Consider the following 16314-nt stretch of genomic DNA (forward strand, 5'->3'; position numbering starts at 1 on the left):
AATCACGGAAAAAAGGGCTAATTGTTATTTAATACATTATAGTAATGGAGTGAGTTCAGTGATAAAATTTTTTGAATATAACTGGCAGGTTAGAGATCAATGGTTTACTTGGTGTCATCAACTAAGCACTGAAGAGTTACTTAAAAACCATCTTGGCGGGGTAGAGAATATTTTATATACCCTTTTTCATATTATTGACGTGGAATATAGTTGGGTTCGTGCTATCCAAGGAAAAGAAGATATCGTTGTTCAGTTCGCTGATTATCATACACTCGATAAAGTGAAATCCCTCTCAAATACATTCCGAACTGAAATTATTGATGTTTTAGAAACACATTCAGAGCAAATAAAAGATGAACTTGTAAGCGTTCCTTGGGAGAAAGATGTTCTATATACGCGAGATGAAATATTACACCATATAATCGCTCACGAAATCCACCATATTGGTCAACTTTCTGTATGGGCTAGGGAATTAAAGTTAAGCCCAGTATCAGCTAGTTTTATCGGCAGAACATTAAAACCTATTCATTCATATTGAAGGAACGTGGGGACTTTGGCGCAACAACACTTCGATATTGCTGTTGTAAAAAAAAGGATAGATAGAGCATATATTTCTCTGCCCATCTATCCTTTCTTATTTTAATCTATACATCTCCGGCTTTTAAAAACATTTGCATAGAACCTACCTCTCGTCAATATCAATCCGATACGCCTCAAACCATGTATGAATTTGGGCAAGATGGGCGATCAGCTGCGGTCCTTTCATCAGCTGTCCGTACCATGGGACCTGAAAGGAGGAGCCTTCCGTCTCTAAAAGCTGATCCAATTGGTTTCTGTCCAGCAAGGTATGGAGCACGGAGTCCTTTTGGCTCCTGATCGCTTTCAGCCACTCGCTGACGCCTTTTGTATATTCAGGATGGTGCGTTTTCGGATACGGGCTTTTTTTACGATATAAGATGTCATCAGGCAAAATGCCTTCAAGCGCTTTTCGCAAAATGCCTTTTTCCCGGTTGTCATGCATTTTCATTTCCCATGGGATATTCCAGACGTACTCAACGAGCCGATGATCTGCAAACGGCACCCGCACCTCAAGGCTCGCCCCCATGCTCATGCGGTCCTTCCGGTCCAAAAGATTGGTCATAAACCAAAGCATATTTAAATAGAACAGCTGTCTCCTTGCTTTATCCTCACCTGTTTCACCGTCTAATAACGGCGTTTCGGCCAGGGTTTCTTCGTATTTTGCATGTACGTATTCCTTCAAATTCAATTTTTTCTGCCACGTATCGGAGAGCAGCTTCACCCGCTCTTCAGTTGATCTCATCCACGGAAAACCGGACTCAACGTCTGCTGTATGGAACCACGGATATCCGCCGAAAATCTCATCCGCGCATTCTCCTGACAGGCTGACGACAAAGTCCTTTTTGATTTCACGGCAAAACCACAATAGGGATGAGTCGACATCAGCCATTCCCGGCAGGTCTTTGACCAGAACGGCTTCCTCCAAATGATCGACGAGATCTTTTTGGCTGATGACGCATTTATGGTGCGTCGTGCCGAAAGCCTCTGTCATTTTTTCAATCCACGGCCCGTCGTCATTCGGCTGAAAGGCGCTCGCTTGAAAAAATTTGTCGTTTTCTTCGTAATCAATCGAATAAGTATGAAGCGGGGCTTTTCCTTCCTTTTCAAAATGGCCTGCGGCAATGGCGGTAATCGCACTCGAATCAAGTCCGCCGGATAGGAACGTACAAACCGGAACATCCGACACTAGCTGCCGCGTCACCGCATCCTGAAACAACGATCTCACATTGGCCACACTGTCTTCAAAGCTGTCCGTATGTTTCTCGCTTTTGACATTCCAATAACGCCATATGTTCAGTCCGTCTTTAGAAAACGTCAGCGCATGGGCTGGACGGACTTCATTAATGCCTTTAAACACGCCTGTCCCCGGGGTTCTGGACGGTCCGAGCCCGAAAATTTCCGAGAGACCCGTTCTGTCCACCCGCGCCTTCACCTCGGGGTGTGCGAGGATGGCTTTGAGTTCTGATCCGAAGAGAAAAGAAGAGCCTTGCTCCGTATAAAAAAACGGCTTCACGCCAAGACGGTCTCTCGCCGCAAACAGCAGATCACGCTTTTCATCCCACACGGCAAAGGCGAAAATGCCGTTCAAGCGATCCACACAATTCTCCTGCCATTCAATGTAGCTGTGCAGCAACACCTCGGTATCAGATGTCCGCTCGAACTGATGGCCCCGCGCCCGCAGCTCTTTGCGCAGATCTTCCGTGTTATACAGCTCACCATTGTAAATAATTGTGTACGTATCCCCTTTATAGGTGCATGCCATCGGCTGGCGTCCGCCTTCAATATCAACAACCGCAAGCCTTTTATGTCCGAATAAAACATGGTGCTCTCCCCAAACGTTAGAATCATCAGGCCCCCGTTTGGAAAGAGTGTCTGTCATTCTGTTCATCGTTTGTTTTTCTTGGACGAGCTGCTTTTTAAAGTCGACCCAACCCGTAATTCCACACATGTGATATCAGCTCCAATCCCGTTTCTTTCGGTATCAAATTCGTTTCTTTCAGCACCTTAGTAAGTTTATGCATCTATAGACAGATAGTTGATTTGTCCACAAAAGAGTTGTATGGGACAGGCTTGTATTGGAAAGAAAAGAGAGGAACGAAGAAAAAAGGAGAGCACTTCATTTATGAAACGAAAACAATTTCTATATAAAGATGAACAGAAATGGGAATACGGCACCATTCTGGTCGAAGAAGGCATATGCTTAATCGAAAACCAGGAAGGTGATGTGCTGCTGGCGGAAAGTCTTCAAAACAGACCGATCTGGATTCAGCGCGAAGGGAAGTGGGAGCAGGCCGATTTTCAGGACAAAATGGTTCTGACATGTTGCGGAGAAGACATCTCCCTTTCCGGCGGAGAATGCATACGCTATGAAAAATCGGTAAAACGTCCGCTTATGACGCTTCTGGATTCGCTGGATGATGAAACCTTTCTCGCTTTTTTGCAGCATTTGCACAGCTTTGGTTTATCGGTATTCGATTGCGTGTTTTCTTATAATAAAGAGGTCTTTTCAAATATCTCAGAGGAACATGGTGTTTCCTTTTATCACTTTTCAAATGATACCGCCCAATGCGCGCTGCAGCACCACTACAGCAGAGGAGCGGCTGGCGACCGGTTCGAATGGACGGCTTCCGATGGAAAACGTTCCATTATGTATTCAGCGGTCCAGCGGGGACGCAAATAAAAAAGCGGTGCTTCAGCACCGCTTTTTCTTTATTTTTCTACAACAACCTTTACAGCCTTGCTTTCTTTTTTATCCGTATCAGCTGCCGTGACGTACAGCACCGTACCGGCTTTTTGTTTTTTGATTTTTACCGTAAAGGCACCTTTTGCGTCAGCTTTACCAGAAGCGATCACTTTTTTCGATTTGTTTTTCACTTTGATTACCGCTTTGCTGTTGGCCGTGCCTTTTACTGCTGTGTCTTTCGTTTTGACAGCCTTTACTTTCGGTGTGCCGGATGGTTTTCCTTTCACGACAACCACTTGTATGGATGTTTTTGCATCGCCTTTTGAGGCTTTCACATGCAGGACTTTATCTTGTTTCTGAGTCGGGATGCTGACTTTAAATGCACCGTCTTTTCCCGCTTTGGCACTGCCGAGTTTTTTCTTGCCGCTCATCACCTCGATCAGCGTGCCTTCTTTCGCTTTTCCTCTGACGGCTGTTTGCGTGCTTTCCAGCTTATTGACCTTCACCTGTAAATCAACAGCGCTGACAGCCTGCATCACATTCAGCCGGCCGAATCCGGAATGCCAGTCAACTCCTGGAATGCGGGGAATTTCGATTGGATCGCCATTATCGTCATACATTTCCTCTTCTTCACCGTCGGCGCTTTCAAAGGAAATATCGTCCGCTGTCTTTTTCAGGATATCCTCTGCTTCTGTTCTTTTAAGTTTCGGATTTTGCGCAAACAGCAGCCCTGCCGCAGCTGCCGCATAAGGCGTCGCCATGGACGTTCCGCTCATGTACGTCACATTTCCGTTCGGCACCAAGCTCGGGATATCAGAACCCGGCGCACTGATGTCGAGACCTTTCCCGTAGTTAGAAAAGTCTGCTGTCATATCCATGCGGTTCGTCGCTCCGACTGACATGACATATTTAGAGGAAGCTGGGTAAGATAAGGAATTGGCTCCGTCATTTCCGCTGGCTGCCGCAATCAGGACGTTTTTGTCAGCCGCGTATTTCAAAGCAAATTCAAGCACGCGGCTGTAGCCTCCGCCTAAGCTTAAGTTAATGACCTTTGCTCCTTTGTCAGCTGCGTATTTGATGCCGAGGGCAATTTGTTCAGTATCTCCGGAGCCTGTTGAATCAAGCACCTTAACCGGTATAATTTTCGCTTTGGCGTTCAGGCCAGTCATGGAATAGCCGTTATCACTTTGGGCGGCGATAATGCCGGCGACATGCGTTCCATGCCCTTGATCATCCATTGCATTGTTATTCCGTCCCACAAAATTGTGTCCCAGATCGGTTCTTACTTTCCCTTTTAAATCAGCAAGCGTACTGTCTACACCTGTGTCCACAACCGCAATCAATGTATCGTTCAGCTTGCGCTTGGACAGCAATGTGCTGGCAGGCTCATATTTGACATCTGCATTTTTGATGCCGCCGTTTTCACCATTGTTTCTAAGCGGCCACTGGTAAGAGTACTGAACGTCGTTAGACATGCTTTTGTATTCCTGAACCGGTTCAGCAAATTCTACGTTAGACATTTTGGATAATGTCGCGGCAGCGCTTTTCACACGTTTTGCGCTTGCCGTGTATGTCCCGCTTTGCTTTTGATCCTTCGGCAGTTCAAAAGAATAGAGGTTGTCAAACAGTTTCTTTGCCTTTTTCACATTGGAAATGTCTTGTTTCGATTGCGCGCTGGCAGAAAAGCCCTTCATTTCGTTATGTACTGATGAGAGGCTTTTATTGTCTTTTACCTTAAAAATCACCTTTGTTGTCTGAACTTCGCTTTTTGCCGCCAGACTGTTTTCAGATAAAACCGCTCCTGCCGTCTTGCCCTCAAGCTTTTTGATGTTTAATCGCTCCGCCTGTTTCTTTATATCCCCTTTCAGGAAAGACGGAACGGATTGTAAAGCTGTTTCATATAACCGATTGATTGCTTTTTGATCCTTTTCGGTTACCTTATATGCAGACGCTGCGCCATTTTCTGACACATCGTCAAACATCGGTTTTAACGTCACAAGATCTTGATAGACTTCATTTCTCTCTGTTTTATTGAGTGCGAGTTTTGCAGCAATAAATGGAGCCGCTTTGTAGTAAAGGCTTGTCAGTTCTTTGCCCTCTGCTGTTTGGCTGAGCTGCTCATCACGAATCGCTCTCAGCTTTGCCAGAATGCCTTTTCCCGATTTTTTCTGATCGACACTCATTTCCACCGGGCAGGCTTCTGCCTCTTCCAGATCTGAGGGCTGCTTTTTGGTGCCTGTATATCCAATCGTATATTTGGCTTCGGCAGCTGCTTCTGCGCTTCCTCCGTCTTCCGTTTCCTCTTCCCCAAGGTTCTCAACCTTTACATAGTAAGGGCCGCTCCATGCATAAGGAAAAACAATTTCACTCTTTCCATCCTCTGCTGTGTAGGAACGGTACATGTCAAACGTCTCATCTTTAAGCGCTTTTTCCTTGCTTGGGTAGACAGATACATTCAGAACAGCATCACTCTTAACAGTCAGTGCCATATGAGAGTCTTTCTGAATATCTGCCTTTCCCGGATTCACTTGATACCATTTCGCCTGCTCCGGTTCCTTCATGGTTCCCGTTTGTTCTTTTCCTTTTTCCAGCACACCAGCTACATCAATGGTTCCGGCAGCAGCTGCTTTGGTGCCTGGAGAAAAAAGGCTGAAGATCAGTGCGAAAATGAGCACTGCCGCCAAAAAAGAGCTGAATTTTCTTCGTTTCATGTTATCCCTCCTGTAAAATAATGAATCTTTTTGAAGAGTATCATAATTTCATAGGCCGAGATACCGCTTACAGGGAATTTTAAGGTTATTTTAAATGATTTGGAATATCAGGGAGGAACCATATAAAAAAACCCGATTCTCTTTAGAACCGGGTTCAAGCTTTTTCTATTAAAATAATCGGAATCCAATCGGCAGATGAAGACCGAGCAGCACTGTCAGCACAAGGACAATGATAAAGCCGATCCACAGTCCGCCAGTTGATTTTTCTTTTTTCTTGCGGATCAATAGCATTTCCATCAGGCCGATGGTGATAATGCCAAGCAGCATTTTTCCAGCGTATTCCCCGTTCCAGTTGGCGAAACGGACAAACAGCTCAGCACCTGTCAAAATAATAATGATATAGAATAACCGCAGAATCATATGAGTGATTTTGGCGCCCTTCGCACTTCCTGATGAATACAGCGAGTAGCTGACGAAAAGCAGGATCAGCGCTACCACCCATGATGTAATATGCATGTGTGTCATACATGTTCCCCCTATCAGATAACATTACCCCACTTATAGTACCACGAACTTGTCCCTTGCTACAAAGATGATTCACAGAAAAAGCGGGCGGTTCCTGTGCCGCCCTCCTTATGATCAGCCGATTTGATTTGACAGCGTTCCGATGGGTTCAATCGTGATGTCGATTTGATCGCCTCGCCGCAGAAATTTCGGCGGTGTAAAGCCTTTTCCTACACCAGACGGCGTGCCGGTCGCAATGATGTCCCCCGCTTCAAGCGTCATCCCCATTGAAAGAGTTTCGATTAATTCCGCGACAGAGAAAATCATATCGCTTGCCGAGCCGGATTGGCGCAGCTCGCCGTTGACCCTCGTTTCAACCTTAAGGCGCTCCGGATCGGGAATTAACGATTTATGTACAAGCACAGGTCCCATCGGACATGTCGTATCCAGACTTTTTCCGATAAAAAACTGCTTATGTCTTTTTTGCAGATCCCGCGCCGTGATATCATTCACAATCGTATATCCGAAAATATGGTCATAAGCTTCTTCTTTTGAAATGCGGGTGCCGCTTTTTCCGATGACGACAGCAAGCTCTCCTTCGTAATCGAGCTGAGAGGTGACCTCCTCATGGCTGTTTACCGCATCACCGTGGCCAGTGACTGTTACAGGCGATTTTGTAAATACCATCGGATGCTCCGGAATGTCAGCCTCGCTGCCCATTTCAATTGCGTGATCCCTATAGTTTTTGCCGATGCACATGATATTTTTTGACGGCTTAGGAATAGGCGCATGGAGCTTCACGTCAGATAATGAGTAAATAAATGATCCAAGCTCATCATTTGGTTTCTTCGCCCACTCGGCCAGCTGCCTTGCATGCGCAACAAATTTATCCCCTTCTGCGATACACTCAATCAGCGAACCCGGAATCGTCTCAAGTTCAAACAGTTTTTTTTCAGCCCTTTGCAAGTCCATAATTTTGTCATCTTCAATGATCAGGCCGACAAACATTCGGTTGTAAAGTTCCCCTGTCGCAAATTTCATGTTATTCCTCCATCATCTTTTAAATCAGAGTTCTACTTCAAGTTATTCTCTGTCGAATGCTGAAATTCCTTTTTATCAAATGCGTGTTTTCATTCCCGTTTCGGGACTGGCTCGCTGTACATATCATACAAATGGCTTCTGAGGAGGAGGAAAGAATATGGAAAGCATACATTTATTTTTTCGTCGGCAGCAGCTTAACAGAACGGGGACTGCCAAAGGACTGATGATGACAGACAGAATCGTTTCTCCCATTCTTCTCACACAGCGTGACAGCCTGCAAAAGGCGTCCTATGAAATAAACTGTGATCAGTCTCCGCTCGGTGAAAAAAAGTTTTATCTGAATGCGGAACAAGATGATCCTTCACTGATGCGGCGCAGGCTTGCTTATTGTTTTTTTCATCAAATCGGCGTCGCTTCCCAGGATGCTTCTTACATCTTTCTGATCATCAATGGCCAAAGGGAAGGCATTTATTTAAAAATTGATGGGCTCGATGAGAATCGCCGGCTTCCGAAAGGAGCCATTTATGAAGTGAAGGATACCGATCCGAGGGTTCCGCTGTCTGTTTTCAACCACGACGCTTCCATTGAAAACAGACAGCGCACCGCATACTTACGTGAATTTCTCACGCTGATCTGCACAGCGGAGGATGACGAATTTGCCGAACGAATTAAATTATATCTTGATGTAAAGCTGTTTTTCCTATGGCTGATCGGCAGCGCCTGCACCCGCCAAGCCTTTTATTACGGCTTTTGTTTGAACGAGGCCGGCCGCTTTCACATCGCTCCAATGGAAACAAAAGCGCTTGCCGCATACGGATTTACAGAAGAAGACCCTCTATTGACAAACGGCCGTACACTTGCGTCAAGACTTCTCTCCATCCCAGCTTTCCGGGCACAATATCACGCGCTAATGAAAAACGTACTGAGCCGGGAGTTTACGATCGACCGTCTGTCTCCGTTTATCAGGGACTGGCATTTTGACATTTGTCAAAGAGCAAGCGATGATCCGCATATGAAAAAAAGCCCCTTACAATTAGAGAAGGAGCAAGCAAATATCCTGCGCGAAATCGAAGAGCGGCAGGACTTTTTACAAGTACACCTGGCGAGACTATAGTCCTTTCTCCACCAGAGCAAGTCAAAAAGACCGCAGCAAAAATTGTCGCTTTTTTAGTCAAATTGACGAAAGGCAACCTTTTCAGCCAAAATAGGTTATACTATCTATATCCTGTATGCATCAAAATAAAATCTAGAATTGGAGATTGTTTCATGAATACAAAAATTGAAGAAATGAGAGTTATGCTAATTGAAACAGCACAAAAATACGGTATGAATTCGAAAGAAACGATTCAATGCAGCCAAGAGCTGGACAGTCTGCTCAATATTCGAATTAAAGAAGAAATCACCTCTTGGGGGCAAAACGCCCGTGTGTGATCATATGATATGTATTTAAAGGCTTCCCGCCTCACCCGCCGCTATTGCTCATCAACATCCTGAGATATGCTTCAGGGCGAGAATTTGCCGTCCGAAAACAAGAACAATTCAGCAGACCCTTTCAGGATCAGCATGAAATATCACGGCAGATAACACTCCAGCAGCACGAATTACTCCGAAAGACATTTCCTGTACCTCTTTTGCACATACACCAACGCAACACACTATACAATCACGCAGGCGGACAGCGGCAGCATCGCCGCATTTCCGCTTGGCCATATACAATACCCAGCTTCTGAAATGTGTAAATCTTCATCTGGAAAAAATAAACGGATTTTTTTATACATCTCTCCGGCATGTCCCCATTTAATTTTCTCTCACACAAATGTGCGTTTGTCATAAGCTATCGTGAATAGCCCAGCAGAAACAAATCTTGTCCTTACTTTACCTGCCTTTTTTCAATTTTACAACAAAGGATGTGCTCGTATGCCGGCAATCGTCGGAGCGTTTAAAATTAATGCGGTCGGTACGAGCGGAGTCGTTCATATCGGAGACTGCATTACCATTTCTCCTCAAGCCGAGGTCAGAACGTTTGCCGGGGCAGGCAGCTTTAATACCGGTGACAGTCTGAAGGTGATGAATTATAAAAACGCAACGAATGTGTACGACAATGATGTGGTTGATCAGCCGATCGCAGGCAATGCGTAAAGGAGTGGTGCTTCATGAATTTTTATATCAATCAAACCATCCAAATTAACTATCTCCGGCTGGAATCAATCAGCAACTCCTCCATACTGCAAATCGGGAGCGCCGGATCTATTAAGTCTCTTTCAAACTTGTATAATACGGGCAGCTATGTGGAACCCGCACCTGAGGTTTCCGCTTTGGGGGAACAGGTTGAATCGGAAGGGCCCGATACAGGATCATTGGTGCCGCTCCAGCCCCCTGGCCGTTAATAATAAGATGAGAGGTGAAAGAACATGTATGATCAATCCATTTCCTCTTACTTGCAAAATTTGAATTCCTTCGTTCAGCAGCAGGCGCTGCATATTCAGCAGCTCGAACGCCAGCTGAAAGAGATGCAAACTGAAATGAATACGATGAAACAGCGGCCGGCCACAACCATTGAGCGTGTGGAATATAAATTTGATCAGCTGAAAATCGAACGGCTCGACGGCACGCTGAATATCGGTTTAAATCCGACAGACCCGAACAGCGTTCAAAACTTTGAAGTGAGCCAGGCTACACCGGAAATCGGAATGATGCAGCAGGAAGAGAGCGCACAGCTCATGCAGCAAATCCGGCAGAACGTCGACATGTACTTAACCGAGGAAATCCCGGCTGTTTTGGAGCAGCTAGAAAACCAATATGACAGCAGGCTTGACGATACAAATCGGCATCATGTAATTGAGGACATCAGAAAACAAATAGACAGCCGGATTCACTATTATATGTCCCATATCAAAAAAGAAGAAAACACGCCGCCCAAACAATATGCGGAACATATCGCTGAGCATGTGAAGCGTGACGTAATCCGTGCTGTGGAACATTTTCTCGAACATATCCCCTCCGAGATGAAAGGAGATGAGCAAGCATGATCTTTACCGTCGTCAACCGCAGCCTGGAAGTCGGAGATATCCGAATGAACGGTGTATCCAGTTCCTCTGTTTTCCAAATTGGAGACGCAGAATCCATCTATTTATCGTCTATTTTCGATACGCCGCCTGAATCTCTTATTATCGGTCCGTTTGCTCCGCTGCCGTCGAATCATGCTTAAGCGTATATCACGCATCAGACAGATTAAATTTAACTCGCTCGGTATATCAAGCGTATTTCAAGCAGGCGATACAAACGAAATTGATATGAAAATAAAAGTGCTCGCTGTTCAGCGCTCGCTTTCAACGTTTTATGAAAATGAGGGCTCATTTAACAGAAAGGAGTACCCTATTTTTGATCAGCACGCTGTGAAGCTTCTTCCGGAAACGGGCGTGCAAACCGCTTTTTGCCATGAGATGCCTGTCATTCATGTCCGCAACATCAAAATTCAAGGGGTCTCATCCTCTTCCGTTTTTCATGCAGGCTCAGCTTCGGTCGTACGCGGCGACGCGCGGATTAAACATATCCGTCAGATTCTCCCTCCAAACTCACAATCGTCCGGCACGGGCATATAATAAACAGAGACTTCTATAAAGGGTGTCGTCTATGCCAGCAATTGTCGGGCCTATAGCTATCAATTCCATATCGGGCGGAGTCGTGAACTTTGGTGATTCCTTTTACCTTTCTCCGAAAAGCTCTTCAAAATCTGCGCTCGGTTCGGGAGCAGGAAACACGGGAGATTTCCTTCTTTTAAACAACGTAGTCAACGCGACAAATTATATAGACCCCGATGTCAGCGATCAGGATATGGTTGGAAACGGATAAAAAGCAGCCGCTCTGCAAAGAGAGGGCTGCTTTTTATTTTTTCTTTTCCCGTTCATTGGACTTCTTTGTTTTAATCAGCTTTTCAGGCGGCTGTTTTCTGATCCATTTAACAAACCGGGCAAGCTGCGGATCGTTTCTGAGCGCTTCTATTCCGGACAGTCGAACTGCCAGCTCCTGATTTGTATACAAGGCGTGGATCTGTTTATGGCAAGGGATGCAAAGCATCGCAGTCGGCAGGAACGTTCCGCCTTCTTCCTTCGGTGTGAGGTGGTGCTCTGTCAGCTGGACATCGCTCCGGCCGCACAGCTCACATATCCCGACAGTCTGTTTTGCCACATCCGCGTCCCCCTTACATCATCTCAAGTGTTACCCTTGTGCCGCGTCCGCTAGGTTCAGCCGGATGTACGATCAGCTTTTTCGGAAGCCGCGCCCGCAGTTCCTGCACATGGCTGATCACGCCGACAGACAGATTGTCTGACTGCAGTTTTTCCAAAGCGGTGACAACCGTATCAAGCAGATCTTGGTCAAGCGTTCCAAACCCTTCATCCAAGAAAAAGAACTGCAGCGGGTATTCACCGCGAAGCTGGATCTGTGCAGAAAGTGCGAGAGCAAGAGAAAGCGAGGTAAGGAAGGTCTCCCCTCCTGACAAGCTTGATACCGGGCGCTTAACGCCTCCATTGGCATCATCCCGCATCACAAATCCGCCTTCTGAATCCACTTCAATGGCATAACGCTGTCTTGTCAGCACGCCGAGCCGTGCTGACGCATCCCGTGCAACACTTTCAAGCTGTTCCTCAGCTAAAAATTCAACGAACGTATTGCCTTTAAACACCGCTTGAAGCTTGTCCAGCCTGTCGATATGGGTCTGCCATTTTTTCAGCTCAGCTTCAATTTCATTGAAACGTTTGTGATGGTCGCGGATTACAGCCAGTGCTTTGGCCGCCGCTCCTTTTTCTTCCATAGCAGTCCCAAATGCCTCATCGGCTTCTTTTAAGGACGTGACGGTTTCGTTCCATTCACTTTCGGATAAGGATCTGCCGGCGAGCTTATCAGACACACGTTTTAAGTTTGCGGCATTTTGCTTACATTTATCCAGAAACTGGTCAATGCTGCCTTTGATCTTTTCAAGCTCATCGGCTGGGATGAGACTGCGCTCCACCTCGTCAGCCCGGACAAAGCGGGTGCTTTTCGCATGTTCAAGCCAATCCGCTTCCGCTTTTTTCAACCTTTCTTCCGCTTCCTTAAGCGTATGCTCGCTTGCTGAAGCGCGGCTTTTTGCCTGATTGAGCATCATTTGGGCGGTTTGCAACTCTTCATATAGAGATTGCTCTTTTTCCTTTAAACACTTCAGATCCTGCTGAACTGAGCGGAGCTTCGATTGGATGGAATCCTCTTTTACATAGTCTCCGAGTTCCTGCTTATAATCAGCTATGACGCCCTTCGTACGTTCTGCGGCATAGTGAATCTCCAATTTTTCCCTTTCAAGCTGATAGCTCGATTCCCGCAGCTGATCCTTTTGTGACTCATGCTCAGAAAGAAAAGCGATACTGCGTTCAATTCGTTTCTCGCATTCTTCCGCAGCCCGGTCCTTTTCTTCGATGGCTTGCTGCCATTTTTCCGCTTCATCCAGAGATTGGCCTTCAAATGCTTCATGAAACATCTTCTGCTGGCTGTCCATCGAGGACTGAAGCTCTGCGATCATGCTGCCAATACGGTCAGCCTCTCTTTTTTCAAAACTCATTCTCTCGTTAAGCTGTTCAGCTTTTTTTAATGATTCCTGATATGTGCCGATCATTTGGGTCATTCGTGTTTTGACCGACAGGATGTCCTGTTTGATTTGCTTCCATTCTATTTTTGCGGCATGAAATGCTTCCTGCACCGGCTGATTCTCGTAGGAAGCAGCTGCCTCAAGAGTCGGCGCTTGAATCGATTTCAAAAACGGACACTGCTCGAGAAAGCGGGCGGACTGCTCTTCAAGTGTGATTTTGGCAGAAAGAATCTCCTGACTGAGCGTCGCCGCTTCTGACAGCAAATCTTCTGTCTGTTTGATTTCTGCTTCAACGTTGCGATCCGGCTCATATGTCCCATGTGCTGAGGCAGACGGATCATGATCGGTTGAACCGCAGACCGGGCAAGGTTTTCCGGCAATCAGTTTTTCCGATAACTCCTTGGTAAGTGCCGCCATTCTTGCTTTCTCACGCTGAGTATGAAGTGTGTTTTGTCGCTGTTTTGCCTGATCAGCAGTACGCGTAAGGGACCGTTCCGTCTCGCAGACCATATGATACACAGCTTGAACAGCCTCATATGCCTGTATGATTTTATTTTCTTCCGCTTCAGCCTTTTGAACAAATGTGTTCTTTTCCTCATTCATCTTCTGTAATACAAGGTTCAATGCGTCAATGCGTTTTTTCTCTTTTCCCAGCTGCTCCTCAGTCTGTCTGATCCGCAAAGCCATTTCAGCGGCCTGCTGGCAGCTTTTCCGCTCATCAGTGGTTACCTGCAAGGTTTTGAGCTGCTGTTTTAATTCCGTCTGTCTGTTTTGTCCCCTTGAAAGACGGTCGGTTACGGTTTCTAATTCCTTCATGACAGATTGAAGATTTTCGGCCTTCTGCTGAAGTTCAGCCTGTTTGCGCTCTGCCTCCTGCTGGGCCTCTCTCAATTTGATTTCGATCTCCTGCAAACGGAAGAGCTGTTCCTGCTCAGCTAAAAGCTCTGGCTCTTTCTCGCTTTTATGGCGGCGCCACGCTTCATATTCTTCATTCTTTTGCTGAAAGAAAGCGGTGCGTTCTGTTAAATCCTTTTGGGCAAGTACTTCTTCCCTCGCGGCCTTCTCCTCATGCTGTACCGCTTCCAAGTACCGGTCCGCATACGGCTTTAAAGCGGCTGCTGTTTCCGCTTCCGCCAGGCGTTTTTGCATGCTGCCGACATGCGGTTCTTCCTCTTCAAGCTGCTTTTTCTCTGCTTCATAAACGATTTTTTCCTTTTGGACATTCCAGATCTCTTGATGCTCCGCAAACCGTTCTTTTATTTGATCACGATTTTTCCGCACTGATTCCAGTTTGCCTTCCGCTTGTTCAACCGCTTGTTCAGCTTGTTCAACCGCTTCTGAACTCGCCTCGCCGAGACCCGATTGCTCTGCAAGCATTTCGTTTTTTCTCGCATTGGCTTCTTGCGCCTGCCGTCTCAGCTTTTTCACAAGGCGGTCTCCATACTGTTCCAAATTGAATAAACGCTGAAGCATATGCCTGCGTTCCGCCCCTTTTAAGGAAAGAAATTCAGCAAACTTCCCTTGCGGCAGCACAACCGCTCTCGTAAAGTCGTCGATGGTCAGCCCCAAGAGCTCCTCGACTCTTTTGTTCACTTCATTGGCCTTATCAGCAAGCACAGTTTGCTCATCCTTGATCTCGATGAAACGGCAAAGCGCTGTTTTCACTTTCATTTCATCCGTTCTCTTAAACACGCGCTCGACTTTGTAAGAGGTTTGATGATTGGTCTGAAGCGCAAAGGTAAAGGAAACAGTCAGCGAATCTTCCGCATGGTTTAAGATCCCGTGCGTATTGTTCGCCGCCCGCTCTACCTTTCCGTATAAAGCAAGGGTCATCGCATCAAGGATCGAGGATTTTCCGCTTCCTGTCGGCCCGAAAATACCGAAGACACCTGCACCGGAAAGGCTGTCAAAATCTATCGTCTGCTCCTCCCTAAAGCTGTGGAGCCCTTTTATCGTTAAGGCGATCGGCTTCATCTTGCTTCCTCCTCATCTTCTGTGCCTGATGCAAGCTCTAAAAACAGCTTCACCATTTCATCATCCGGCACTGCGCCGCCTGTCTGTTTTTCATAAAATTTCTTAAAACGGTCTTCGATGGACACCTGCTTAACCTCGATCCGTTCGCGCTCACTATTTTGTTCTTCAAAGACCGGCCTGATATGGATAAAGCCCGGATGTGCTTTTCGCAGTCTGTGAATGTCTTCAAGTGACAGCTGGTCCGTCACACGGATTTCAAGATCAATCCAGGCATTCTGATCCCTGCCTTCATCGAGCCAGCTGTATACCTCGCTTAAACCATTTGCCGCTTTCCATTTTACGAGAGACTTGCCGCTTGATAATAAAACCTCATGCCAAGAGGCCTCTTCGCCCGGCTTTGCGTCTACAATGGTCACCGATTTGGCGTAGCCTGCCTCAGAAAAGCTGTAGGCCAGCGGAGATCCAGAATACCGCGCAAGCGTTCGCGCCCGTTTAATCGTTTGCGGCCGATGCAAATGGCCAAGCGCCACGTAAGCGGCATCCGCCGGCAGGCTTTCAGCGGCCACCGTATAAGCGCCGCCGACTTCAATCGGCCGCTCCGAGTCTGTTTGGTTGCCGCCCGCAACATAAATATGGCTGGCGGCAATCTTTACGGCGTCTTTTCGGAAGCGGCTTGTAATCTGTTCAAATGCCTGCCTGATTTTCACATCATAGTGATCACGGAGAAGTTTCTCATCAAATGTATCGGAAAGAACTTCATTTAACCGTGCCTCAGACGGATATGCCAGCGCTCCGACAGCCAAAAGCTCACCTGCTGAAGGCACTTCTATATGAAGCGGTTCAGTTGTCGGATAGCCGATTAAATAAATGCCGTTCTCATGTGTCAGCGGTGAAGCAGCGGACAATCTGTCAGGATTATCATGGTTTCCGGCAATGACAACGATCGGGCGCTTTCCTCTGTCACTGAGAGCGGACAGGCTTTCATAAAATAACTGCTCGGCTAAAGCCGGCGGGTTCACGGTATCAAACGCGTCTCCCGCCATCACAATAGCATCGATCTGCTCTTCCTTTACGATTGTATTCAGTTCGTCCAATACATCCGCCTGTTCACTCAGCCTGCTTCTTCCTTCAAGGGTTTTTCCTAGATGCCAGTCAGCCGTATGTAAAATCCGCAAATGCGTTCACCTCTCTTTTGTATAGAA

The 16314-nt window shown here is 46.6% G+C and carries 17 protein-coding genes; 10 read left to right on the top strand and 7 right to left on the bottom strand.

Annotated elements, in window-relative coordinates:
* The first annotated feature begins 58 nt into the window (after positions 1 to 58).
* Positions 59 to 538, top strand: coding sequence for a DinB family protein (locus H7F27_RS15090; protein ID WP_024120855.1), 480 nt, complete (start codon positions 59 to 61; stop codon positions 536 to 538).
* 144 nt (positions 539 to 682) lie between these two features.
* On the opposite strand, the gene asnB is transcribed toward H7F27_RS15090, so the two are convergent.
* Positions 683 to 2527, bottom strand: coding sequence for an asparagine synthase (glutamine-hydrolyzing) (gene asnB, locus H7F27_RS15095; protein ID WP_024120854.1), 1845 nt, complete (start codon positions 2525 to 2527; stop codon positions 683 to 685).
* A 174-nt stretch (positions 2528 to 2701) separates the two neighbouring features.
* Between asnB and H7F27_RS15100 the strand changes: the two genes are divergently transcribed.
* Positions 2702 to 3259: a DUF2777 domain-containing protein gene (locus H7F27_RS15100; RefSeq protein WP_101863829.1), complete on the top strand. Its 558-nt coding sequence runs from the start codon at positions 2702 to 2704 to the stop codon at positions 3257 to 3259.
* Positions 3260 to 3288: 29 nt separating this feature from the next.
* On the opposite strand, the gene H7F27_RS15105 is transcribed toward H7F27_RS15100, so the two are convergent.
* The 3 genes from H7F27_RS15105 to H7F27_RS15115 all read right to left on the bottom strand — a co-directional run bounded on the left by H7F27_RS15105 (position 3289) and on the right by H7F27_RS15115 (position 7518).
* Positions 3289 to 5973, bottom strand: a complete 2685-nt coding sequence (locus H7F27_RS15105; protein WP_185848100.1) for a S8 family peptidase — start codon at positions 5971 to 5973, stop codon at positions 3289 to 3291.
* Positions 5974 to 6141: 168 nt separating this feature from the next.
* On the bottom strand, positions 6142 to 6498 hold the full coding sequence (locus tag H7F27_RS15110; RefSeq protein WP_044156468.1) for a YisL family protein: 357 nt from the start codon (positions 6496 to 6498) through the stop codon (positions 6142 to 6144).
* A 114-nt stretch (positions 6499 to 6612) separates the two neighbouring features.
* A complete protein-coding gene (locus tag H7F27_RS15115; RefSeq protein ID WP_044156469.1) occupies positions 6613 to 7518 on the bottom strand; it encodes a fumarylacetoacetate hydrolase family protein in 906 nt (301 codons plus the stop codon).
* Between the two features lie 157 nt (positions 7519 to 7675).
* Here H7F27_RS15115 and H7F27_RS15120 point away from each other — a divergent pair, with 157 nt between their 5' ends.
* The 8 genes from H7F27_RS15120 (at position 7676) to H7F27_RS15155 (ending at position 11370) form a co-directional block, all read left to right on the top strand.
* The gene (locus H7F27_RS15120; RefSeq protein WP_185848101.1) at positions 7676 to 8632 is read left to right on the top strand and encodes a CotH kinase family protein; all 957 of its coding nucleotides are present in this window, start codon (positions 7676 to 7678) and stop codon (positions 8630 to 8632) included.
* 152 nt (positions 8633 to 8784) lie between these two features.
* Positions 8785 to 8949: an aspartyl-phosphate phosphatase Spo0E family protein gene (locus H7F27_RS15125; RefSeq protein WP_024120848.1), complete on the top strand. Its 165-nt coding sequence runs from the start codon at positions 8785 to 8787 to the stop codon at positions 8947 to 8949.
* Between the two features lie 486 nt (positions 8950 to 9435).
* Complete coding sequence (locus H7F27_RS15130; RefSeq protein WP_010333672.1) at positions 9436 to 9657, top strand: spore germination protein; 222 nt, start codon at positions 9436 to 9438, stop codon at positions 9655 to 9657.
* A gap of 14 nt (positions 9658 to 9671) precedes the next feature.
* Positions 9672 to 9905: a spore germination protein GerPB gene (locus H7F27_RS15135; protein ID WP_105953769.1), complete on the top strand. Its 234-nt coding sequence runs from the start codon at positions 9672 to 9674 to the stop codon at positions 9903 to 9905.
* Positions 9906 to 9929: 24 nt separating this feature from the next.
* On the top strand, positions 9930 to 10547 hold the full coding sequence (locus H7F27_RS15140; RefSeq protein ID WP_105953770.1) for a spore germination protein GerPC: 618 nt from the start codon (positions 9930 to 9932) through the stop codon (positions 10545 to 10547).
* On the top strand, positions 10544 to 10726 hold the full coding sequence (gerPD, locus tag H7F27_RS15145; protein ID WP_024120844.1) for a spore germination protein GerPD: 183 nt from the start codon (positions 10544 to 10546) through the stop codon (positions 10724 to 10726). The genes H7F27_RS15140 and gerPD overlap by 4 nt, the downstream gene beginning before the upstream one ends.
* The gene (locus H7F27_RS15150; RefSeq protein WP_105953771.1) at positions 10719 to 11120 is read left to right on the top strand and encodes a spore germination protein GerPE; all 402 of its coding nucleotides are present in this window, start codon (positions 10719 to 10721) and stop codon (positions 11118 to 11120) included. Before gerPD ends, H7F27_RS15150 begins: the two co-directional genes overlap by 8 nt.
* Positions 11121 to 11151: 31 nt before the next feature.
* On the top strand, positions 11152 to 11370 hold the full coding sequence (locus H7F27_RS15155) for a spore germination protein (protein WP_095713669.1): 219 nt from the start codon (positions 11152 to 11154) through the stop codon (positions 11368 to 11370).
* 33 nt (positions 11371 to 11403) lie between these two features.
* Here the strand turns inward: H7F27_RS15155 and H7F27_RS15160 are convergent, their stop codons facing one another.
* From H7F27_RS15160 to sbcD, 3 genes are read right to left on the bottom strand one after another with little or no spacing between them, the layout of a single operon-like run.
* The gene (locus H7F27_RS15160; protein ID WP_185848102.1) at positions 11404 to 11706 is read right to left on the bottom strand and encodes an HNH endonuclease; all 303 of its coding nucleotides are present in this window, start codon (positions 11704 to 11706) and stop codon (positions 11404 to 11406) included.
* A 13-nt stretch (positions 11707 to 11719) separates the two neighbouring features.
* Positions 11720 to 15112: an exonuclease subunit SbcC gene (gene sbcC / locus H7F27_RS15165; RefSeq protein ID WP_185848103.1), complete on the bottom strand. Its 3393-nt coding sequence runs from the start codon at positions 15110 to 15112 to the stop codon at positions 11720 to 11722.
* Positions 15109 to 16287: an exonuclease subunit SbcD gene (gene sbcD, locus H7F27_RS15170; protein ID WP_185848104.1), complete on the bottom strand. Its 1179-nt coding sequence runs from the start codon at positions 16285 to 16287 to the stop codon at positions 15109 to 15111. Before sbcD ends, sbcC begins: the two co-directional genes overlap by 4 nt.
* Positions 16288 to 16314: the final 27 nt, after the last annotated feature.

Source organism: Bacillus sp. PAMC26543 (genome assembly GCF_014250375.1).
GTDB lineage: Bacteria > Bacillota > Bacilli > Bacillales > Bacillaceae > Bacillus > Bacillus halotolerans.